Here is a 21,651-nt window from a genome sequence, read left to right as displayed (position 1 = left end):
AGTAGCTCTGAGTGGTACACATTAAATTAGTCGTACTTGTCTAATTAATCGTACTGGTCAAATAGGCGTATTAGCTAAACAGGCTTAGCAACTAGAGTGATTTTTAGTTGCTCACTGCCGTTGACTAAGCTGGAGACGGGCTCGTTGGGGGAGAGGTTAACTTCTTGCTGGCCATTGAATTTGTTACCGTTGAACTCACCGTTAACTCGGCACTTAAGGTTTAGCAGACTCGAGCCACAAGTTGCTACCTCATCGGAGCTGAAAAAACCACTTTCAACCTCTATGCTGTAGCTGTTAGCGACGAATGTTTGCGCTTCCCCGACATAAAAACTCCGGCTCTTAGCGACAATCACTTCATTGTCACAAACTTTGTCTATAAAAGCTAAGGTGACATCAAGCTGGATCCGTACTCGACGCGATAGGTCAAACTTAGTTTGTTGGCATCGGTTAAAGGAGGAAATATACAAACCGCCGAGTGGACTGCTCATCTGTTAACTCCTTCTGAGCGGTCAGAACGAAAATTTGATAGCCGTTATTACAAATGAATAACGGCCGTCGGATGGTAAAAAGCTACTTCTTAACCCACTTTCCCGACCTATTTTGAATATAGTGACCTTTCTTGGTTGCCTCAATCGCTTTCTCAGCGGCGAGCTTAGCGACATCACTCACTGAGATGTTGTTCTTTTTGGCAATTTTTTCATAGTGTGCCTTACGCTTAGCATTTACTGAGCTGACAACCGATTTGGCTTCGGCAGAGCTTTTAACCACTCCTAAGTAGCCGTTTAGCTGCTCGCCAACGAGCCCTTGAGCTTTAGCATCTTGAAGGGAAATAGCAAAGGCATTAAAGCTAAGTACTAGACCAGCAAGCAGGACAAGTAATTTTGATTTCATCATGATCTCCTTTAATTCCTTTACTTAAAACAGTTCGTCATTGGCTAAAAGCTGATCTAATTCTTTATCAACTTTAATTTTAATTTCGTGCTCAATCTTCACATTGAGGTTTATCACAATAGGCTTATCCGGTGGCTCAATCTTAACGGTTGGGCTACAACCAACCAGTGCATAACACGCAAGCATTACACTGAGTAGAACTTTTGGATTGTGCAATGTTTTCATTGATTTATCCTTTGACTTATCGGGTTCGGTTGAAGTGGGTTATTTGTTGTCTTGACTGTTGATGCAATATGGCAACGCTTAATAACCCTTTGATAAAACTGATGCTCACTTTACGGCACGTTCAATCTGATTTTGTAAATCATCACCAATCTGTAAACTTCTGAGTAACTGTAACATGTTCTCCTCTTGAGAGTAGTTGAAGTGAATAGGGCGTTCAATACCTCTGCTGCGACCTTTTACATTTACCTTGAGTTTGGCATCGCCTTGGGCATCCATATCAAAGCTGCTAGAAAGCTCAGAATAGCTTAGGTGCTCAAGTGCAGAGAAAGCGAATTCAAGGTAGGGCTGGCTTTGCCGCATCTGCTCAACCGCTGGATTATTGCCGATGGCGATTAAGCCGCCGGGTGCTCGGGCGGCGAGCTTACCTCCGCTTACGCTGGCTTTACCTTTTTCGATCTTTACAGGCAGTACGCCATCGAAAATACCATCGGCATAAATACCTACTTGAGGTTGTATGGCTAATAGCTGCTTTAAATCAATATGCTGCAGTACAAAATAGGCAGATGACGGCTTTTTAAGGTTGAGTTGAAACTGCGGGATCAAGAGCTGGCCACCGAGCAGGTTGCCCTTGGCTGTCAGTCCAACTGACGCTTGCTTTACGCCAAGCAATTGCTTGGCTAAGGCGAGATTTTCTTTGCCTGCTGCACTATCGTCAGCATTGTCTAAAGCTGTCTCATTACCTTCTTGGGCCGTTAGTTGAGAGCCAGTAGCTTGTGACTCTGTCGTGAAGGATACTGCGGCTTCAGCATCGATATCGGTAATCAGTACGCCGGGATTAAAGGCTTGCAGGGATAGCTTTATATTATCGCAGTTAAAAGCACTCTCGCGCTTGTCGCTACTATCTTGCTGCCAACTAAATTGGCATTGGGTATCCATATTACCGCCATCGAAGGGCAGGTTGTTTAGGCTACCTTGGATGTCACTAACCTGTGGGTCAAGGGTTAGGTCAAAAGCCAATTGCTGACTTTTCTTGAGCTGGTAATGCATGGCAAGCTCAGTATTGCCTTGGATATCGAGTGAGTCTGGTAGACTGTCTGTTTGACTGAGAAATGCCAAAATAGGCGCAAACTCGCTCTTAAATTGCCAGTCTCCAATTAAGTCAAAGCGGCTCAAGTCCCTTGGGTTTGGCGTGAATAGGTGTTGGCTGGTGAGGTATAGGTCGTTAACTTGCCAGCTTTCATCACTGTGAATACGTTGGTGATTGAGCGCCAGCTTTTGACTAAGATCTATCGTGTCGAAGTAAGCCAGCTTTTGCTTAATGTGACGCCTTTTGTATTTACCGGCTCTTACGTTGTCTTGGCTAGTGTTTGAGTGAGCGGCTCGGTTATAACCAGACTTGTCTAGACTAAGCTGTGTCACTGATATATCGATCTGATTATTGAGTGTGTGTGACAGTAGCTTAGCTGCCAATGATGAGTCTGTGCTGAGTGCGCCCTTAGCGCTCTGAGCTATCTCGTTTTCAGTGTCAGTACTTTTAGTGTCAGCAGTCTCAGCGTTAGTACTCTCAGAATTAGCAGTCTGAATATTCTCGCCAGAGGTAAACTGTAGCGACATTGCCTGTTGAAGTGCCAAACTCATACGTTCAAGCTTAAGCTTGTAATCTTCTTCAAGGGCATTGTTCAAGGCTAAATGACCCGCTAAAGCGCTGATCTCATAATTCAGCGATGGAATGGTGAGGCTAGTTTGGCTCTCGGCTTCTTTATGCAAGCCACTGCTTTTAAGTGGATGGTTTTGCTGGTAACGGTACTTGGCTGCCGACGTTAGGGTGAGCTGGGTTTTGTCTATCAGGGTGTTGAGCTGGGACGCAGGCACAAATGCAGCCTGCGAGCTTGTACTTGCAAATTGCTTAGAGGGACTTTTGGCGTTCGTTTCTGGATTACTCTTTGTGCTAATTACCTTAATGCCATTGGCCACTTGCTTGGCACCACTTGCCACTGAAATGCTAAAGCTTGTTTGCCGCTCTGTTTGGCTCGCACTGAGTGTACCGTTAAGCGCGAGTGCGGCACTGCCGAACTCAATTAGATAGGGAAGTTCGGCCAGTTTAGGCCACAATCTGTTGAGAGTCAGAGCTTGGTTATGACTCGCTTCAATTATCCAGTTAGCATTGAGTTGAAAAGCGATAGGAGTAACTGACACCTCTTCACTCTCGAGTGTTTGATAGTTTATGTCTGAAACCAATACCTTTGCGTCCAGCTTACTGTCTTGTATGACGAGAGCCAGCTTCGGCAGCGCTAGGATCTGTTGCGCAAATTGATAGCTCAGCCCCTTATCTAGCTTGACTAATAGGCTAGGGCGCTTCTCTGTCACTTTGGCGCTTTCTTCGACTCTTGGGCTCAGCTGCTGGTAAAGATTAAATAGCGCTTGTTCGAATGGCTTATCATTGAGTGATTTGAGCAGCCGCAGAAGCTGCTCATCACTATTTTGGCCACGGCCTATGGTGTCAGAACTGGCTAAGTTATTTTCTAAGGCGAGTACAAGCTCAAACGGCATAACTGTTAACTTGGGACTGGTTATGTGGCCGTTAATTTCAAAGTCTAGCCTACCGTTTGCTTGTTGTTGCTTTTGCTGCTTTTGTTGTACCTGTTTAAAGCTATGGCTTGAGCCTTGCCTTTGGTCAAAATCTGAGTCTGAGGCTGAGATAAGACTCGTTGGCTGCAGCGTTTGCTTAGCGAAATCGTTAAAGGTGATTCGGGTCTCAATCAAATGGTTCTTGGAGTTAAGCTGCGCGGTTTCTAAGTTCAGGGTTAATTGTGAATCTAGCTTGGCCTCGACACTTATGTGTTCATCGTCTATCGCCTGAGTGAACCGATATAGCGGCGAGAACAGACTTGGATTTTCCGCATCACTTACTATCTTGTTTTCACGTTGAGTCTGCTTGCTGTGCAGTGCTTTTTCTGTCGCCGCTAACTGTCGACTGAAAGATTGCAGCAGCGTGAGATCGATATGGGTGGTGGCTTTCCACAGCTTAGGGGTCAGCGTTGCTGACAGCGAGAGTAGAGGCTTATGGTTTACATTTAGCTGACTCGTCAGCTGACCAAGCTTATTTAAGCTTAAGTTGTTCAGTTCTACACTAGGGCCAAGCGCTTCTGCGCCTTTTAAGGTTATATTTGTCTGCTTAAGCGCAATATCTGGAAAATCACCGACGTTAAGCGCTATGGTGGGGCCTGTTTCAGCGCTGTTTTGACTCGATGCTATTAAGGCGCTTGGTGCTAGGTTGACATCAATCTTCGCCGCAGCGATCCCTTGTAAGTCACTAACCTTAAATGCCCACAGTTTGGTGTTTTCATCGAGTAGGATATTAACATCAGATAGCGTGATATCGCTGTCATCCACAGAGAGTTCTGCACTCGAAATATGCCATTGACTAAGGCTTAAAGGCCTAAAATTAAGCCTGTGTAGCTGAGTGTTGTAAGGAGCAAGAAACGAGTTTGCCAATTCGATGGCGATTTTTTGGTAATTCCACAGGGCGAGCCCACCTGCGAGGAGTACAAGTGATATTAAGAGCAGCAGTGAAAGAAAAGTAAAGCGTATGATTCTGCGACTTCTGTTTATCGGTACCGGCTGTTGCACTTGCAAGTTCCCATCTGTCGTTGGCTAAAAGGAGCGGCTTGGCTTGTCGCTTTTAGTATAGTCGGGGGATTCTAACATCTTAATTAACGGGCTGAATAGATGAACAATAATGAGATTGCAGTCGAGTTTAAACTTGGTTTGCCTTATGTGCGTTCCCATTTGGCTATCCTCTCTATATTTACCTTAATGAATAAAAACCAAAGAGTTGTGACTGACCTCAAATATCTTTCGGCCAATGTCTTTTTCTTTTGATACAAATTGAACCAATTGTTATGCCACTGCTCAACACTGTTGCTAGGTCATGATTTTGGCTTGGTTCTGTAACTTCAGGGAGGAGCATTGCAGATAGGATTATATAGGTTTAACAATAAGAGGTTTACATTGAAAAACTTGGGTTGGCTGTTGATTTTTATTCCCGCACTATGCACATGCTCATTAGTACTAATGGTTATTTTTCATTACTTTCATATCTTCGAAAGTAGCACCATAGTGTTAAACAGTATGTTTGTCTTACTAGGTATAAACCTTTTTGGCTGCATCGCTATAGCGCTACGTACGTCAGGGAATCTTCCCTATCTACTATTTGGTAATTTATTGTTTTTTATTATTTTTGTCTTCTCTATTACTGCTGTGAAAAATCACAATTGTAACCATCACGAGCAGGAAGAGGTGTTTCAATACGGTGTACATCAACAAGGTGACAAACTTGATATTGGTGTCGATGCTAGGTGTGATATTTGCGATTAGCCGAAGAGCTGAGATTAGAATTGTTGAATTCGACTGCAGCGACGATCTTATTAGATTCTCACTGCAGCTGAATTTAAACAATAAAAGGTGAGCCTTAAACTTAGTCTCACCTGCTGCAAAGTCACTCTTTCCAGCGAATATGGGTCGTGAGTGTATGGCTTTCGTTAGGTGCTAAGGTAAGCTTATCCTCTAGTACGTTTGCCGCCTCTAGGCAGACCATGGTGAGGTAGTCATCACTATTGAAACGCGATAATCGCTCCGACTTATCAATCCAAGGATTCCAAAGCACCGCGCTTTGGCTGTTCTCCCGGCGCACTTCAATCACACCATCGGGAGTATGCAGCTCTTGGCATTCGCCCAAATCGGTATAGACCCGGTCAGTCTCACGGGTAAAGTCGACGCTATCTCCCTCTTGAGAGAAAGGACCTTTAGCAAACTCGATATACTTGGCGCCGCTAAAGCCCGTTGCCTTTAGTTGGTGAATATCACTGATGGGGAAATAGCTATGTAGCGCCTGAGTCAGGCTGACGTCATAATCGCCATTATTGGTATTTACAAGGCTGACAGATAAGGCATCGCTCAAGCTAAATAGCAATTCTACTGCAGTATCGTGGGGCCAATAGAGCCTATCTTCTTCGGTCAGTTTAAGGGTGAACTTAAGATCCACCTGCTGATCGCATATCTTGACCGATTCGAGTGACCAAATTCGGGTACGGGCAAAACCATGTTGTGGGAAATCGGGATTGTCATTCATGCCAAACCAAGGCCAGCACACTGGTATGCCGCCACGGATACCATTTCCAGGCTGATAATCATCGGCACTGGAGACCCATAATAGTGGCTTTTTACCCACTGGTTCGAAGTAGTCGATTTGGGCACCCTGCATAAAGATCCTCGCTTTACACAAATCGGTGTTCACTTCGACATACTCTAGACCGTTAGCATGTTTGTTAGTGGTGACGGAACCCATTGGAGTTGTCCTTTCATAGCGTTAGCACGAATAATTGAATTAGCTTAACCCGTTTTCAACAAGGAGATAAGCCTTCTTTTGCCTCTATTTATGGTAATGCTGTTCTCTTGTGCAAACAAAGTGAGAATGTTGCTGAGTTTTTACTCAAACTTGGTTATGGTGGTCAGAGCACTGACCATACTTATAACGATTAATAAGAAATTGAAAGGGACGACATTATGCCAATCTATCAAGCGCCTATCCGTGATTATCAGTTTGTTTTAGGTGAACTACTGAATATTTATCAGCAAGATAACCTAACTGGTTTCGATGAATTTGATCCTGAGTTGATTGATGCAGTACTGCAAGGCGTTGCAGATTTCACTACTGATATTATGCTGCCGCTTAATGGCAGTGGTGATGTAGAAGGCTGTCGTTTACAAGAGGGGAAAGTGATCACGCCTAAAGGCTTTATCGATGCCTATCAGCAGTATGTGGATAACGGCTGGGCAACCCTAACCTGTGATCCCGAATTTGGTGGACAGGGCTTACCTGAAGTGGTTGGTGTGTTTGCCACCGAGATGAAAACTGCAACCAATATGGCTTTTGCCATGTACCCAGGGTTAACCCACGGTGCCTACGCCGCTATTCATGCCCATGGCAGCGATAAGTTAAAGGCCAAGTATCTTGAAAAGTTAGTTAGTGGTGAATGGACCGGCACCATGAATTTAACTGAATCCCACGCTGGAACAGACTTAGCACTGCTGCGCACCAAAGCCGTGCCTGCTGGCGAGGGCTCGTTCGCCATTACTGGCGAAAAGATCTTTATCTCCTCTGGCGATCATGACTTAACCGACAATATTGTTCACTTGGTATTAGCGAGGCTTCCCGATGCACCAGATGGGGTGAAGGGGATCTCACTGTTTGCAGTGCCTAAAGTGTTAGTTAATGATGACGGTACGCTTGGTGAGGCAAACGCGTTGTATGCAGCGAGCCTAGAGCACAAGATGGGGATCCACGGTAACTCGACTTGTGTGATGAACTTTGATGGCGCGCTTGGCGAGTTGGTGGGGGAGCCTCATCAGGGGGTACGCGCCATGTTCACCATGATGAATCAGGCAAGGCTCGGTGTTGGCGTTCAAGGACTCGGTGTCTCTGAAATTGCTTATCAAAATGCCTTAGCCTACGCTAAAGATCGTATCCAAGGCCGCGCGTTAAGCGGCGCTAAACAGGTAGAGCTGGCTGCCGATCCTATTTTAGTGCATGGCGATGTGCGTCGCATGTTACTGTCGCAAAAAGCCTTTAACGAGGGCACACGCGCACTCATGGGGCAGCAGGCTCTGTGGTTAGATGAAGCCGAAAGGCACTGCGATCCAGAGCAAGCGAAAGCGGCATCTAAAATGGCAGCGTTATTTACGCCGATAGTGAAAGGTTTTGTCACTGACCAAGGCTTTAAGGCCTGTGTCGATGCTCAGCAAGTATTTGGTGGTCATGGCTATATTCATGAGTGGGGCATGGAGCAGTTTGTGCGTGATAGTCGTATCGCGATGATCTACGAAGGTACCAATGGTGTGCAGGCACTCGACTTGGTTGGCCGAAAAATACTGTCCGATAAAGCCCAGACCCTGCAGGCATGGTCCGGACAAGTTAAACAGCTTATTGAGCGCAATATGACCAATGAGGCGATGAAACCCTATCTCGTTGGACTGATGGATGCGGCAGGGGATCTTGAGAAGGCCACGGGTTATATAGCGGAAAATGCCGCTAAGAACCCTGACATTATTGGCGCTGCGTCTATGGCATATATGCAAATATTCGGCATTACGGCGTTGGCGTGGATCTGGGCTCGTATCGCCGAAAAGTCCTTAGCAACATTGAGTGATGGCACAGATGACGCGGAGTTTTATCAAAATAAGCTCAGCACCGCGCAGTTCTATATGCGCTATTGGGCGGTGCAGACCCGCAGCCTGCGTAAACAGGTTCAGGCTGCGAGTGAAGATATCGCTGCATTTGACGACAAGGCTTTCTAAGACCTGAGAAGTTCAGGATTTTAGGCTTTGATAGATTAAGCCGCTGCTCAATCAAACCCCTCTATGAGTTATTTTGCTTCATAGAGGGGTTTACTTTTAGGGCTAAATCGGATGTAGATTGAATTAATCGTTATTATTTCTTGGAAATTGCTCTTAGCACTTGGACAAAAAGATCCTAACTGAGATAACCTTGCCGAACTTTTATCTAGCAGCAAAGGCTGTATTCATTTAATTAGGATTGATATGCAGTATAAATGGGTACTTTTTGACGCTGATGAGACCTTGTTTCACTTCGATGCTTATCAAGGCTTACAGCTGATGTTTTCCCGTTTTGATGTGGACTTTACCCGTCAAGACTTCCTCCACTACCAAAAGGTCAATCAGCCACTTTGGGTTGATTATCAAGATGGAAAGCTGACAGCCAGTGAGCTGCAAAATATTCGTTTCGAATCCTGGGCCGAGAAACTAGCGGTTTCAACTCAGAAACTAAATAGCGACTTTCTGAACGCGATGGCTGAGATCTGCCAGCTACTTCCTGGCGCACAGGAGTTGATAGATAGCCTTACTGGGCGAGTGAACATGGGGATCATCACCAACGGCTTTACTCAGTTACAAACGGTTCGGTTAGAAAAGGTAGGTTTAGCTAACCGTTTTTCGCCGTTAGTGATCTCAGAAGAGGTCGGTGTCGCAAAGCCAGATATCGGGATCTTTAATCATGCCTTTGATATGATGGGTCACCCTGACAAAGAGTCAGTGCTTATGGTGGGTGATAACCCACATTCAGATATTTTGGGTGGACTAAACGCTGGTATCCATACCTGTTGGCTTAACAGCCATGGTGCAGAAAAGCCGCAAGATATCGACCCTCACTATCAGGTGAGTTCACTTTGTGAACTTCGAGCGCTGCTCACTACAAAGATGTCGGCCTAAGCTAAGGTTCAAGCTAAGGTCTCAGGCAAGGCTTAAATCCTTTTAAAATGCAGCAAACGGTTATTGGCAGGCATGGTGTGATCGGCAACGAGCTCCAGGCCTTGCGCCGCTGCGAGCTGCATTATCCACTCAATATCTCGAATCGCACTTTGCGGATTTTGCTGCAGTAGCCACTTATCGAACTGACGATTACTGTCACTGGTATAGTCGCCGTGATAGTTAAACGGACCGTAAACGCAAAACTGACCATTAGGCATTAAGTGCCTTCCAATTCCTTCAAAAAAAGCTTCGACCATCGTTTTGGACATGATGTGTAACGTGTTGGCGCTAAAGATAGCGTCGATAGGCTCAAGCTGGGTTATCGGCCAAGGCTGCAACACATCCAGTTCAATCGGGCTGCGTAAATTATCACTAGGGTATTGAATTAATCTGGCATTGATCCCTTGGTGGTAACAGGCTTGATCACTGGTCTGCCAAACCGCTTGAGGTAGCTGCTCGGCAAAATAGATTGCATGTTGACCTGTGCCGCTACCTATCTCTAGTACATGTTTCGCCTCGCTAAAGCTATGCGCTAATACGGCAGCAATGGCAGTTTTATTATTTTCACAAGATTGCGAGTAGGGAAGTGGATCCACGATAACGTCTTTTGTCTGAATTGATACTATTGGTTTTACCTTGTCTAGGGGACAAATTCAACAGTCAATGAGTGATAGAACGAATGCGAGCCTCTGTATATCATGTTGAACAATAAAGAATTAGTCTTAGGCACCGCAGCTAAAAACGGTTAGTATCTAAGTTCAATTTTGAAGTTAACAGGCATAATTTTGGCTATTGAGCATAATCAGATTGTATCGCTACTCAATGAACTTGAGTGCAGAACCAACTTTTCGATAAAGAAAGTTACCGAATATATGCTACCTAAGCTAAAGGAGCCATTTTATCTGTATCTAGATGGGAAACAGGCACAATTGGTGATCCGTCCCGCCTATGAGGTGTTTAAAGCCGACCTAGAGGCGATTGATGGTGTGAATGCTAAAGCTCAGTATTGCCATTACTCTGAGATGACCCGATTTCCTAAGCGTGTACAAAAGAGTGTTAATGGTATTCATTATGGTCTGGCTTTTAGTTTCGATACGAGTGAAGGACTTAAGGCGTTCATCGAAAAGTTGATTGCTATCAATCAAGGTTAGTTGTCAGCCGTTATGTGAAACATTCTAATAGCTAGACTTTGTTTGAGATGGTTTAAACTTACGCTAATGAATCGACATGGAGTCAATAAAAGATGGAACCCGATAAGTTAACCTCGCAGGAACCGCTTGGCGAACCAGATCTTCAAGCTATGCTCTCTGAGCTTAATCGCAAGAGGTTAAAGTCCTTTGCCGTGGTTATTGCCGTTGTCGCGGGCCTCGCTGTTGGCTTCTATGGCGCACGCTGGCTGTATCAATGGCTATTTGCTGTTAGTTAGGCACTAGTGTAGAAAAAAGGCTCCGAATGGGAGCCTTTTTTAGTTTTAAGGTTTGAGTTTACTTAGCTAATAAACCACGGCTGCGTAGTAGTGGATTAATCCCCGCTTCTTTACCACGGAACTGCTTGTAAAGTTGCATTGGATCTTCACTGCCGCCTTGAGAAAGAATGTTATCTCTAAATGCATCAGCTGTGGCTTTATCGAAAATGCCATTTTCCTTAAAGGCTTCAAAAGCATCTGCGCCTAGGATATCAGACCAAATATAGCTGTAGTAACCTGCAGAGTAACCACCAGAGAAGATGTGCGAGAAGTAGGTACTGCGATAGCGAGGGGCGATCTCAGAGATAAGTCCCATCTTGTTTAACGAATCCGCTTCAAACTTAGCCGCATCTTTTGGTGTGAAGTCAGTGACAGTGTGCCAATCTAAGTCCAGCTTAGTCGCCGCCATATATTCAACGGTAGCAAAGCCTTGATTGAACTTGCTTGCCGCTTGAATTTTTTTCACTAGCTCCTGTGGGATCACTTCACCCGTTTTGTAGTGTTTAGCAAATTGCGCTAACACTTCTGGCTGTGTCATCCAGTTTTCCATCACCTGTGATGGGAACTCGACATAATCACGTGGTACAGAGGTACCTGCTTGAGAACGATATTCGACGTCTGATAGCATGCCGTGTAGAGCATGACCGAACTCGTGGAATAGGGTGCTGGCTTCATCGAAGGTCAACAGTGCTGGCTCGTCTCCTGCAGGGCGAGGGTAGTTAAGCACATTCACAATGATTGGCTTAGAGTCTACGCCATCCATGTTGTACTGTTGACGATAAGAGTTCATCCATGCACCGCCACGCTTGCTGTCGCGAACAAAGTAGTCACCCATAAAGATAGCCATTAGCTCACCATCTTTGTCGTACACTTCCCATGTACGCACTTCATCATTGTACTTAGGCAGATCGGTACGTTCTTTAACTGTGATGCCAAATAGGCGGTTCGCCGTATAAAACACACCTTTTAGGGTGTTTTCTAAAGAGAAGTAAGGACGAGTTTGCTGTTCGTTAAAACTGTATTTAGCTACGCGGATCTTATCTGAGTAGTACCACCAGTCCCATCCAGCAACTTTAAAATCTCCGCCTTCTGAGTCGATAAGCTCTTGCATGTCTGCCACTTCAGATTCTGCTTGAGCAAGTGCTGCAGGCCATACTTTATTGAGTAGCTCATAGACGTTTTCAGGGGTCTTAGCCGTGCGCTCTTCGAGTACGAAATGCGCGTGAGTCATATAACCCATTAGCTGTGCACGTTCTGCACGAAGCGCTGCCATCTTAGCCAAGATCTTCTTGTTATCATTGGCGTTATCGTTATTGCCACGCTCCACATACCCTTTATAGAGCTTTTCACGCAGCTCGCGATTATCGGCATAGGTTAAAAATGGCGTAATCGATGGGCGTGAAGTGGTAAATACCCATTTCCCCTCATGACCACGTTTAGCTGCTGTTTGTGCAGCAGTGGCGATAACGCCTTCAGGTAGACCCGCTAAGTCAGCTTTACTGTCGATAACCAATTCAAATGCATTGGTTTCGGCCAGAAGGTTGTCACCAAACTCTAAGCTCAACTTGCCGATCTGCTCGTTCAATGCGCGCAGTTTAGTTTTGTCGGCATCGCTGAGATTGGCGCCGCCACGGGTAAATGACTTATAGGTATCTTCAAGCAGTTTTGCCTGAGCGACATTCAGTGACAGTGAATCGCGTTGGTCATAAACCGCTTTAACTTTCTGGAATAGGGCATCGTTTAGCAGGATGTCATCACTAGCAGACGAGAGCATAGGTGCCACTTCTTTTGAGATCGCTTGAAGCTGCTCGTTAGTGTCTGCACCAGTTAGGTTATAAAACACACTCGCCACTTTAGTGGTTAAGTCACCGGAAAACTCCATCGCTTCGATAGTGTTAGCGAAAGTCGGCGCTGCTGGGTTATCGATGATCGCTTGAATTTCAGCTTTATGTTGTGCGATGCCAGCCTTGAACGCGGGCAAGTAGTGCTCTGGTTTGATTTTGGCAAAATCAGGAATACCAAAGTAGGTATCGTATGATTTGAAGAACGGGTTGCTAGCGTTGTTTTCAATGATTTGCTGGGCAACGACGTTTGGTGCGACTTGTGTTTCTGCGGCGGTGTTAATCTTGGTAGTGCTACATGCACTCAGTGCCAATGCTAGAGTGACGGCTGACACGATTGGTTTGAGGGTTAATCCCTTCATATTTATATCCCCGATTATGCTTGTTTTAATTCTCGTCAATTTAATTGCAATAACGTTAACCTGTTTAGATATCATGGTTCATGATGTTAAATCCATTAAAAACCCTTATCATTTGTAACAAAGCGTGCGATTAGCTATTTTTTACCCATTTATTGGTTTATTTTATGCCATGCAAGCAGATTTAACTTGATAATAACAAATGGAAGACCATGAAACCTTACACACTTATATTGGCCCCAGTAATGGCTTTGAGCCTATATTGTTCAGCTGTACTTGCGGTAACCCCTCAAGCTGAAAACGTTGCTAACTATGCTGTTAATACCTATTCAGAAGAGATGGTGACCAAACTCGCTAAATTAGTCAGTTTTAATACACAGGCAATTGAGGGGCAAACCCCTGACACCAACCCTGAGTTTATCGGTTTTAAGTCAGAGCTTAGAGTCTTGAGTCAACAGCTTGGGCTAGACTATAGCGATCACGGCTATGTGGTGCTGATAGGTTTAGGGCAAGGGCCTGAGAAACTTGGGGTGATAACCCATGGTGATGTGCAGCCTGCAAATGCAAGCTTGTGGGCGCAAAGCCCCTATATATTGGATCGGCAATCAGAGCCTGGAAAGCTTATTGGCCGTGGTACTGAAGACGATAAAGGCCCGATCGTGACCGCCATGTATGCAATGAAGTCAATTAAAGATAATCACATTCAGTTAGATAAGCGCATTGAATTAATGGTTTATATGGCAGAGGAGTCAGATTGGCAGCCGTTACGAGATTTTCTTAAAGAATTTACTCCAGCGGATCTCAATATCACTATCGATGCCGAGTATCCTGTAGTGACCGCCGAGAAAGGTTGGAGCCAAATTAGTTTTACTATCCCCAGTGTGCCAGTGGAGGAGCAAAGCAAGTTGCCGCAACTACTGGATTTTGAAGGGGGATACTTTGCCAGCCAAGTTCCTCAACAGGCCAGTGCAACATTGGTTAATGTGGATCCCCAACTCCTTTTAAGGCTAAAAAAGAAAGCTAATTCTCATAAGCAGATGCAGTATCGGTTCGAACCCAAGGGGCAAAAGCTGGTCATTTATGCCGATGGAAAGTCTGCGCACTCTTCAACACCTGAAGATGGTGTGAACGCTGTTACTCATTTAGCTGATCTGTTATCTGTCCAATCATGGCCTAAGTCGACGGCATCATTAACTCAGTCTTTTATTGCGCAGATGGTAGGGCTCGGGATCTATGCTGAGCAGTTTGGTGATATTGCTTATCAAGATGATTTTATGGGATCAATGAGCCTAGCATCTACGGTCGTAAAGATGGGGAGTAAAGGTGCAGAGATCACCATCAACTTAAGACGCCCTAAGGGTAAAGAGCCTGAGCAACTGGATAGAGAAACCTTGGCTGCGATGGATGCATGGCAACAGCAACACAATATTCAAGTGTTAGCGCTGGAAACCTATTGGGGTAAACCTATGGTGATGGAAGGAGCGCCGCATTTAGATACCTTATTGCGGGTATTTGGTCACTTCACTGGGATAAAAGATCCTAAACCTGTCTCTATTGGCGGCTCAACAAACAGTAAGTTATTTCCTAATGCGCTAAGTTTTGGCCCAGCGATGCCCGGTAAAGAATATACTGGCCACACTGAAAATGAATTTATTACCTATGAGCAGTTTATGTTGAATCTTAAATTGTACACTGCGGCATTTATTGAACTGGCTGCAACAAACTAACCCTCTGTAGGAGAAAAAGCGCTAGCCTTGGTTGGCGCTTTTTTGTGATTCTCTTTTAAAAGCTGCGCAGCTATAAAGAAACTTTCCTATAGGGACTGACTCTTATAAAAATACTCTTTCCTATTAAAACGCTTAAAGCGACTCCAGTTAACTCAAAATGTGAACAATTAGCTAACATGACCATGATTTAAGTACATTCAAGGGCATTAGTCATTATCTTTCTAAGGCGTTAGATTTTTAAACTATTAGCGCCATTTCGTGATAGTAATCAATCCTTTCTTTATGTGAATTTGTCAGAATGCCCAGTGTTTATTTCAAGTTAAAGGGCTGTTAGTCATGCGAAACAACCAACCGGTCACTCAAAAAGAAAAAATGTTGACCGATAACTGTATATTACTGTCTACAACGGACCTTGACGGTAATATTAAGTATGCAAATGAAGGCTTCATAAATGTGAGTGGCTATAGTTTTGATGAGTTACATAGCCAGCCCCATAACCTGGTTCGTCATCCCGATATGCCTGAGGCCGCTTTTGAGTCCCTTTGGTCGCGCATTAAAACAGGTAAGCCTTGGGTGGGGATCGTTAAAAACCGCAGTAAAAATGGCGACCATTACTGGGTTAATGCCTATGTCGCACCTGTCTATGAAAACGGTAAAGTCCATGAATATCAATCGGTGCGCCGTAAAGCAACACCAGAACAAATTGAACGGGCCCAATCTATTTATCAAAAGGTAAAAGCAGGAAAGCAGCCTAAGGCATTACGTAAGCCTATCTTGGGATTTACCGCTAAGTTATATGCGTGGCTAATCACAACTGTGCTTATGACCGTTATGCTTGCGAGTTACTCACCGATTGCTGCCGTTGTTGTGTTTAGCATCGTGGGGGCGCTAGGTCTCAATTCTATTTTAAAGCCGTTTAATAACTTGGTCACCCAGGCAAGAAATACCATAGATGATCCGCTTGCAACGGGCGTGTTTACTGGTCGTCAGGATGAGTTGGGCACGGTTAGCTTTGCATTGCAATTTTTGCTCACCGAAACCGGCGGTGTCGTTGGACGGATGGCCGACTCTGCAGCTTCAATCGAATCTCTTAGCGCTAGCTTAAACGATACCATTAATAGTACTCGTCAGCGCGCCGATAGCCAGAGCATGCAGACTAGCCAAGCGGCAACGGCGATGGAGGAGATGAGTGCCAGCTTTGCGGAGGTGAGTAATAATATTCACGGCGCCGCAACAGAGATGGCGGCAAGTAACGTTTCTGCTGAAAAGGGTCATGAGCTGTTAGAGCAGGTGATAGGCTCAATTAATCAACTTAAGGATGAGGTGGGCAACTTCTCCTCTGTAGTCGCATCTATCGAGCAAGATAGTCACGACATTAATAATGTACTGGATGTGATCCGTAGTATTGCTGAACAAACCAATCTGTTGGCACTAAACGCCGCGATTGAGGCGGCAAGGGCGGGTGAGTCCGGTCGTGGTTTTGCCGTTGTGGCCGATGAGGTACGTCAGCTTTCCAGCCGTACCAGTGAATCGACCTCTCATATCGAAGCTATCGTTACAAAGTTTCGTCAAAGCACCGAAAAAGCGGCTAAGACCATGGAAGCAGGTCAATACCGGGCTGAGCAATCGGTGGCACTGGCGAAGAAGGTTGATGATTCCTTCGAGGCCTTGCGAGACTCTATCATTAAGATGAATGTTATGAGTGATGAAAACGCGAGTGCCATGACTCAGCAAACGGCCGTTGCCAATGACATCAGCCACTCTATTCAAGTGATCAATGAGTTGGCACTCGAGAGCCTGCAGCAGACACAGGATGCTGCCGAGCGAGGCGGCCAGGTTTCACGCTTGTCGACTAAGACCCATAACTTGTCGAGACAGTTCTGGGAGCAGAGTGTTCAGCGTAAAATATAGTTTTTGCACTCGCTTTTAGCGGTATCGAAATGAAAACGCAGTTTATCTAAGCTGCGTTTTTTTTGGTATTTTGAAATTAACGGCCAAAGAAAGGCAGGCTTTAAAGAAGGTGCTAGGAAAAGCAGGTTCTAGGTTCTAGGAAGAGCGAAGATGGGATAAGCTAAGACGATATGAGCTAGGACGGTATGAGCGAAGACGGGATAAGCTAAGACGGTATGAGCTGAGATGGTAAGAGCCGAACGACTAGGGGCCTAGGGAACGTGACTGCGTCACTCACGGTATGAGCTAGAGCCTAGGAAAGGCAAAGAAAGGTTCTAGGCTCTAGGAAGAGCTAAGGCGGTACAAGCAAAGACGGAAAAGCGGTGTTTGTTGTAGGTCGGGCTTTAGCCGTCATGTTTTGATTTTCCTAGCAGGACGAAGTCCGTCCTCGCAGCGAAGCGTCCTAGAATCTAGGACCTTCTTTTAAAGCAAAGACGGTACAAGTAAAGGCGGAAAAGCGGTGTTTGTTGTAGGTCGGGCTTTAGCCCGTCATGCTTTTGATTTTCCTGGCTGGACGAAGTCCGTCCTCGAAGCGAAGCGCCCTCGAATCTAGCCCCTTCTTAGACCGCAAGATGAGATGAACCGTAGCAGTAGCTACGGTTCTGCTTAACATGGTTTATTAATGCGGGTGTCGAGTCGCTCGAAACTTATGCCTCATATGTCTCATATGCTTTAGTGCTGGAAGCGCCTCTAGCGAACAAAGTAGCAGTCCAGTCCAGATTAAGGCAAAGCTCACCGCCTTAACTTGATCAAAATGCTCATTAAATAACAGGACAGCCAGCAGGAATTGTAAGCTAGGTTCAATATATTGCATCAGCCCTATCATAGATAAGCTGGTGGCCCTGATAGCCAACGCAAAGAAAACCAATGGCATTAAGGTAACAGGAGCTGAGCCGATATACAGTAGTAATACCGATGTCTCACCCGATAGCGCGGCAGATATCGCGACGCTTTGATCTGAGCTCCATAACCACAATAAATAGATCGCGGCAAATGGCATGAGCAGGAGCGCCTCCACGGTTACAGAGGTCAGTGAGTCGAAGCGAATAAACTTTTTACATAGGCCATATAACGCGAAAAAACTGCCCATGCTAAGTGCAAGCCATGGCAGTTCACCATAGCTATAGACCATGTAACTGATGCCACATGTGCCCAATACCACCGCCATTTTTTGCGCAGCAGTCAATTTGTCCCCGAGAAACAGTACACCTAAAGCAATGGCAAACAGTGGGTTAATGAAAAAACCTAAGCTGGCCGCAAGCACTTGTCCATGGGTTATCGCCCAAGTAAAGCTATACCAAGAGACACACATTATGAGCGATGCCAAACCACAGAGCAGTACCGATCTTTTATCGGCCCTAAGCTGTGACAGAGACGGCAATTTACGCCCCATGAGTACAAATACGAGTACCATAAAGGGGACGGAGAACAGGATCCTAAATGCCAATAACTCATTAATATTCGCATTAGGAAGAAAATGATAATAGAGCGGCATCAAGCCCCATAATAGAAACGAGAAAGCAGCGAGTGCGTTGCCCTTAAATGAAGAGGCTGCGTTAACAGACGTCGTGGATTGCATATGAATTTAGCTGGAATGGGTTAGGCGATAAAGGCCGCTATTTTCTCATTAGCAAGGCACAAAAAGTGTGACTTAAATCACCTTGCGTAATTGATTTCGATGTAGGTAAGGGGGCAGCTGTAGATAAGGATTTAGTTTATTACCTTTATTTATCGCTTAAGCATTCGTAATCAATGGTCTCATTAGCAAGGAGGAGAGCGCTTTTGGACAAAAGTCATTTAGTGCTAAAGGTCTATAGGTAGGCCATGGAATTAGTAAATTTATGGTGTTTAAATAAAGTTTACACTGACCCCACATATCTTACGCCCACACTAAGGGGCTGATAATGCTTGGCTAAACTTGTGTAGCGAAGCGAAACCGAGCCAAGCGTTAGCAGTCCCGCTTTAGTTGCTTGTTGAACGAAGCCGCTGCGTGGCAGAAGAAGATAACAAGCCTCTTTCCTTGCTCATCCTAAATACTTTCTAGAGACGACCGGCCTTGGTCGTAACCCTAGGAGTATTGTCATGAACACATCCGAACAACAACGCTTTGATTCTCTTTATGAACAACATCTTACCAACTTAACACTGCAAGGCAAGCGACCTGCCACCATCGATGCATATAGCCGAGCTGTTAGACGTATTGCGGCCTATTTTGACTGTTGCCCCGACAACCTCACAACCGATGATTTGAAGCGCTACTTCGCTCAACTGATAGCGTCACACTCATGGAGCACGGTTAAGCTTGACCGTAATGGTTTACAGTTTTTCTACCGTCATGTGCTAAACCAAAGCTGGGAGTGGCTCAATATTGTCAAGCCGCCACAGGTAAAACGCTTGCCCGATATACTGACGCCTACAGAAGTGGCTATCGTGATTAGCCTCACCCGTCAGTTTCGATATCAGGTCTTTTTTCTAACCTTGTACAGTATGGGACTCCGCCTTGGTGAGGGCATATCTTTGCAAGTTGGGGATATCGATTCACAGTTAATGCAGGTGCATGTTCGTAACGCTAAAGGCGGCAAAGACAGGCTGGTTCCGTTGCCTAAACGTACTTTGCTAGCATTGCGTTATTACTGGCGAACCCACCGCCATCCGCGTTACCTTTTCCCAGGTAAAAATGGCAAGCCTGACTCATTGATGGATAAAGGTGGCATTCAAAAAGCACTAAAACGTGTCATTGCTGAGTGCAACATTCATAAATTCATCAGCCCTCATAATCTACGCCATAGTTATGCTACACACCTGCTAGAACAAGGGCTAGATCTGCGCTCTGTTCAAAGCCTGCTCGGCCATAACAGCCTTAATACCACTGCACGATATACACGACTTACCCAGATCACTCGCAAAAATACGGTTGAGGCGATTAACCTGCTGACAGAGGGGTTAGCGCTGAAGTGGGAGTGTGGCGTATGAAGTTCATCGACATTTTACGTGACCATCTTGATACGTTTAATCAGGCATACGAGCAACAGATAACATCATCGATGCGACAAGCCATTTATGCAATGCTCAGTTGCCGCACCAATACTGAGCGCAATAGTCATTGGGCATGTCAGGGCTGTTCTCATACCGCTGACTTTCCGCTGTCTTGTGGTCATCGCAGTTGCTCTCAATGCCAGCACAACACCACACAAGACTGGCTCAATAAGCAGCAGACTAAGTTATTGCCCGTTGAGTATTTTATGGTTACGTTCACTTTACCTTTCGAACTTCGTGCTGTCGCGAAGTCTCACCCAGAGCAAGTCTATCAAGCGATGTTCACGGTGGCGGCCAGTGTACTTAAAGACTTTGCACACAACTCAAAATCGCTCGGCGGAAAAATTGGCTTTACTGGCGTGTTGCACACCCACAATAGACGCCGAGACTACCATCCGCATCTTCACTTCATCATTCCCGCAGGTAGCTTCAACAAAGACAAAAAACAGTGGCAGAAAAGCAGAGGTAAATATCTGTTCAACGCTTTTAATCTCGCCAAAGTGTGGCGAGCAAGGTTGATGGAATACCTGATAAATAAGCTAGATACCACACTGCCATCAGCCATCCCCAAGAAATGGGTGGTAGATTGCCAGCATGTGGGCAAAGGCTTACCTGCACTGAAGTACCTGTCCCGATATCTCTATCGCGGTGTATTGCCAGATAAAAGCATCATCGGCATGACTGATGGCAAAGTCAGTTTTAAGTATCAAGACAGCCAGAGTCAAACGACAAGAATACGCACCTTACCAGTGACTGATTTCCTATGGTTAGTGCTGCAGCATGTTTTACCCAAAGGGTTACGCCGAGTACGAGATTATGGATTACTTAGCGGGAACTTCCGCAAGCTGAGGCAACAAATACAGCTGATGTTCGCTGTCGCTGGGACGGTATTTCCCCTAGTCGAAGAGGCAAAACGCCTTGCGGCAATACGGCCTTGCCCTTGCTGTCAGCAGCCGATGACATTTATGGGTATCTATCTCAACAGGCGACCGATGAGTTCAACGATCACAGCCTAGTGTTGGAAGAATAAGGATAACGGTAACACTGAGTAAAAAGAGGAGAAATAAATACAACGCACTGATATAGCAGGACTTGTCTAATTAGCTGCTTTGCTAAGGGCTAGATATGTTCTGTGAAAACAAATCACTGACCAAACATTGAAACAGACCGAACTCTCGATCTGCTATTTACAATTAAAGGTATCACTGCAACTACCCCGGGCTTGTTCAACACTCGGGATAAGGACGCGGCTACGCGCGGCCTATCCATATTTGTTAGGTTCTTTAGGGCCAATCCCTGCAACTTTGAGGGTTTCCGCCTTCATCGTACCCCCAACTTTTAATGATATTTGTTTTAGGATCTACAACGTAAAAAATTTTACATTTTCCAACCCATTCTTTTTCACCAACAAAATTTGGCAATACTTCACTTATGAACCAGTGCTGTACAATATCGCCATTCTCATTTTTTGTTATATGGGTAAAGCCATCTCCTGCGACCATGTAATCAGACCTAATTAAATCCCCTGCATTACCAAACCTTGTAGGATCTAAAAAAGAAACTTTTGTCCCAACATAGGTATCTCGCCTTTCAGCAAAAGGAGCATTGCCTACGGTGCAACTCGCTAGCAAGCTGATACTTAATAATAAAATTACAAATTTTTTCATTCCCTGAACCTATGCTTGATAGCAATTCTGATAGAACCTAACATCTATGGACGCTCCGTTTTGTGCAAGCTAAATTGTCATTGAATTCAAAGTTGGTATTGCAGCCATCTATTCGGATTCTAGTTAAGGCTTAAGCCTTGATCCCTGATGAGTTCCGCTAGCTCA

18 protein-coding genes are annotated in these 21,651 nt (G+C 45.3%); 9 read left to right on the top strand and 9 right to left on the bottom strand.

From position 1 onward, the window contains the following. Window positions 1–74 precede the first annotated feature (74 nt). The 4 genes from JMA39_RS18480 to JMA39_RS18465 all read right to left on the bottom strand — a co-directional run bounded on the left by JMA39_RS18480 (window position 75) and on the right by JMA39_RS18465 (window position 4,746). Complete coding sequence (locus JMA39_RS18480) at window positions 75–488, bottom strand: hypothetical protein (protein ID WP_202723360.1); 414 nt, start codon at window positions 486–488, stop codon at window positions 75–77. Window positions 489–570: 82 nt separating this feature from the next. Then, on the bottom strand, window positions 571–891 hold the full coding sequence (locus JMA39_RS18475) for a YdbL family protein (RefSeq protein WP_202723359.1): 321 nt from the start codon (window positions 889–891) through the stop codon (window positions 571–573). Between the two features lie 24 nt (window positions 892–915). Continuing rightward, entirely contained in the window at window positions 916–1,116 is a 201-nt protein-coding gene (locus JMA39_RS18470; RefSeq protein ID WP_202723358.1) for a YnbE family lipoprotein, read from the bottom strand. A gap of 105 nt (window positions 1,117–1,221) precedes the next feature. Then, window positions 1,222–4,746, bottom strand: a complete 3,525-nt coding sequence (locus tag JMA39_RS18465; protein ID WP_244999887.1) for a YdbH domain-containing protein — start codon at window positions 4,744–4,746, stop codon at window positions 1,222–1,224. A 501-nt stretch (window positions 4,747–5,247) separates the two neighbouring features. On the opposite strand from JMA39_RS18465, the gene JMA39_RS18460 reads away from it, so the two are divergent. Next, window positions 5,248–5,493 carry a hypothetical protein gene (locus tag JMA39_RS18460; RefSeq protein ID WP_202723357.1) on the top strand — a complete coding sequence of 82 codons (246 nt, stop codon included), beginning with the start codon at window positions 5,248–5,250 and terminating at the stop codon, window positions 5,491–5,493. 121 nt (window positions 5,494–5,614) lie between these two features. Here the strand turns inward: JMA39_RS18460 and JMA39_RS18455 are convergent, their stop codons facing one another. Then, window positions 5,615–6,463: a D-hexose-6-phosphate mutarotase gene (locus JMA39_RS18455; protein WP_202723356.1), complete on the bottom strand. Its 849-nt coding sequence runs from the start codon at window positions 6,461–6,463 to the stop codon at window positions 5,615–5,617. Between the two features lie 218 nt (window positions 6,464–6,681). Between JMA39_RS18455 and JMA39_RS18450 the strand changes: the two genes are divergently transcribed. Both JMA39_RS18450 and yjjG read left to right on the top strand, forming a co-directional pair. Beyond that, window positions 6,682–8,472: an acyl-CoA dehydrogenase C-terminal domain-containing protein gene (locus tag JMA39_RS18450; RefSeq protein WP_202723355.1), complete on the top strand. Its 1,791-nt coding sequence runs from the start codon at window positions 6,682–6,684 to the stop codon at window positions 8,470–8,472. A gap of 243 nt (window positions 8,473–8,715) precedes the next feature. Continuing rightward, window positions 8,716–9,402: a pyrimidine 5'-nucleotidase gene (gene yjjG, locus JMA39_RS18445; RefSeq protein WP_202723354.1), complete on the top strand. Its 687-nt coding sequence runs from the start codon at window positions 8,716–8,718 to the stop codon at window positions 9,400–9,402. Between the two features lie 32 nt (window positions 9,403–9,434). On the opposite strand, the gene JMA39_RS18440 is transcribed toward yjjG, so the two are convergent. Beyond that, window positions 9,435–10,037, bottom strand: a complete 603-nt coding sequence (locus JMA39_RS18440) for a DUF938 domain-containing protein (protein WP_202723353.1) — start codon at window positions 10,035–10,037, stop codon at window positions 9,435–9,437. Window positions 10,038–10,226: 189 nt separating this feature from the next. On the opposite strand from JMA39_RS18440, the gene JMA39_RS18435 reads away from it, so the two are divergent. Next, complete coding sequence (locus JMA39_RS18435; RefSeq protein WP_202723352.1) at window positions 10,227–10,592, top strand: hypothetical protein; 366 nt, start codon at window positions 10,227–10,229, stop codon at window positions 10,590–10,592. 92 nt (window positions 10,593–10,684) lie between these two features. Further along, a complete protein-coding gene (locus JMA39_RS18430; protein ID WP_202723351.1) occupies window positions 10,685–10,867 on the top strand; it encodes a hypothetical protein in 183 nt (60 codons plus the stop codon). Between the two features lie 58 nt (window positions 10,868–10,925). On the opposite strand, the gene JMA39_RS18425 is transcribed toward JMA39_RS18430, so the two are convergent. Continuing rightward, window positions 10,926–13,109 carry a M3 family metallopeptidase gene (locus JMA39_RS18425; RefSeq protein ID WP_202723350.1) on the bottom strand — a complete coding sequence of 728 codons (2,184 nt, stop codon included), beginning with the start codon at window positions 13,107–13,109 and terminating at the stop codon, window positions 10,926–10,928. Window positions 13,110–13,351: 242 nt separating this feature from the next. On the opposite strand from JMA39_RS18425, the gene JMA39_RS18420 reads away from it, so the two are divergent. Together JMA39_RS18420 and JMA39_RS18415 are read left to right on the top strand one after the other, a co-directional pair. Further along, window positions 13,352–14,833, top strand: coding sequence for a dipeptidase (locus JMA39_RS18420; RefSeq protein WP_237732924.1), 1,482 nt, complete (start codon window positions 13,352–13,354; stop codon window positions 14,831–14,833). Between the two features lie 336 nt (window positions 14,834–15,169). Next, a complete protein-coding gene (locus JMA39_RS18415) occupies window positions 15,170–16,744 on the top strand; it encodes a methyl-accepting chemotaxis protein (RefSeq protein ID WP_202723348.1) in 1,575 nt (524 codons plus the stop codon). Window positions 16,745–17,402: 658 nt separating this feature from the next. Here JMA39_RS18415 and rarD read toward each other — a convergent pair. Continuing rightward, entirely contained in the window at window positions 17,403–18,362 is a 960-nt protein-coding gene (gene rarD, locus JMA39_RS18410) for an EamA family transporter RarD (protein ID WP_202723347.1), read from the bottom strand. Between the two features lie 503 nt (window positions 18,363–18,865). On the opposite strand from rarD, the gene JMA39_RS18405 reads away from it, so the two are divergent. Continuing rightward, window positions 18,866–19,756, top strand: coding sequence for a tyrosine-type recombinase/integrase (locus tag JMA39_RS18405; RefSeq protein ID WP_202723346.1), 891 nt, complete (start codon window positions 18,866–18,868; stop codon window positions 19,754–19,756). Further along, the gene (locus tag JMA39_RS18400) at window positions 19,753–20,835 is read left to right on the top strand and encodes an IS91 family transposase (protein ID WP_202723345.1); all 1,083 of its coding nucleotides are present in this window, start codon (window positions 19,753–19,755) and stop codon (window positions 20,833–20,835) included. Before JMA39_RS18405 ends, JMA39_RS18400 begins: the two co-directional genes overlap by 4 nt. Before the next feature lie 267 nt (window positions 20,836–21,102). Here JMA39_RS18400 and JMA39_RS18395 read toward each other — a convergent pair whose 3' ends face one another. Then, the gene (locus tag JMA39_RS18395; protein WP_202723344.1) at window positions 21,103–21,486 is read right to left on the bottom strand and encodes a hypothetical protein; all 384 of its coding nucleotides are present in this window, start codon (window positions 21,484–21,486) and stop codon (window positions 21,103–21,105) included. Between the last annotated feature and the right edge of the window lie 165 nt (window positions 21,487–21,651).

The organism is Shewanella schlegeliana (genome assembly GCF_016765635.1).
Taxonomy (GTDB): Bacteria; Pseudomonadota; Gammaproteobacteria; order Enterobacterales; family Shewanellaceae; genus Shewanella; species Shewanella schlegeliana.
The sequence above is the reverse complement of the archived record's forward strand: the minus strand, read 5'-3'. Positions and strand labels throughout refer to the sequence as shown.

Bases quoted from the DNA above. Each gene is read 5' to 3' on its own strand.
- rarD (WP_202723347.1), bottom strand. From the start codon at position 18,362: ATGCAATCCACGACGTCTGTTAACGCAGCCTCTTCATTTAAGGGCAAC.
- JMA39_RS18480 (WP_202723360.1), bottom strand. From the start codon at position 488: ATGAGCAGTCCACTCGGCGGTTTGTATATTTCCTCCTTTAACCGATGC.
- JMA39_RS18475 (WP_202723359.1), bottom strand. From the start codon at position 891: ATGAAATCAAAATTACTTGTCCTGCTTGCTGGTCTAGTACTTAGCTTT.
- JMA39_RS18425 (WP_202723350.1), bottom strand. From the start codon at position 13,109: ATGAAGGGATTAACCCTCAAACCAATCGTGTCAGCCGTCACTCTAGCA.
- JMA39_RS18470 (WP_202723358.1), bottom strand. From the start codon at position 1,116: ATGAAAACATTGCACAATCCAAAAGTTCTACTCAGTGTAATGCTTGCG.
- JMA39_RS18460 (WP_202723357.1), top strand. From the start codon at position 5,248: ATGTTTGTCTTACTAGGTATAAACCTTTTTGGCTGCATCGCTATAGCG.
- JMA39_RS18455 (WP_202723356.1), bottom strand. From the start codon at position 6,463: ATGGGTTCCGTCACCACTAACAAACATGCTAACGGTCTAGAGTATGTC.
- JMA39_RS18420 (WP_237732924.1), top strand. From the start codon at position 13,352: ATGGCTTTGAGCCTATATTGTTCAGCTGTACTTGCGGTAACCCCTCAA.
- JMA39_RS18430 (WP_202723351.1), top strand. From the start codon at position 10,685: ATGGAACCCGATAAGTTAACCTCGCAGGAACCGCTTGGCGAACCAGAT.
- JMA39_RS18415 (WP_202723348.1), top strand. From the start codon at position 15,170: ATGCGAAACAACCAACCGGTCACTCAAAAAGAAAAAATGTTGACCGAT.
- JMA39_RS18395 (WP_202723344.1), bottom strand. From the start codon at position 21,486: ATGAAAAAATTTGTAATTTTATTATTAAGTATCAGCTTGCTAGCGAGT.
- yjjG (WP_202723354.1), top strand. From the start codon at position 8,716: ATGCAGTATAAATGGGTACTTTTTGACGCTGATGAGACCTTGTTTCAC.
- JMA39_RS18405 (WP_202723346.1), top strand. From the start codon at position 18,866: ATGAACACATCCGAACAACAACGCTTTGATTCTCTTTATGAACAACAT.
- JMA39_RS18450 (WP_202723355.1), top strand. From the start codon at position 6,682: ATGCCAATCTATCAAGCGCCTATCCGTGATTATCAGTTTGTTTTAGGT.
- JMA39_RS18400 (WP_202723345.1), top strand. From the start codon at position 19,753: ATGAAGTTCATCGACATTTTACGTGACCATCTTGATACGTTTAATCAG.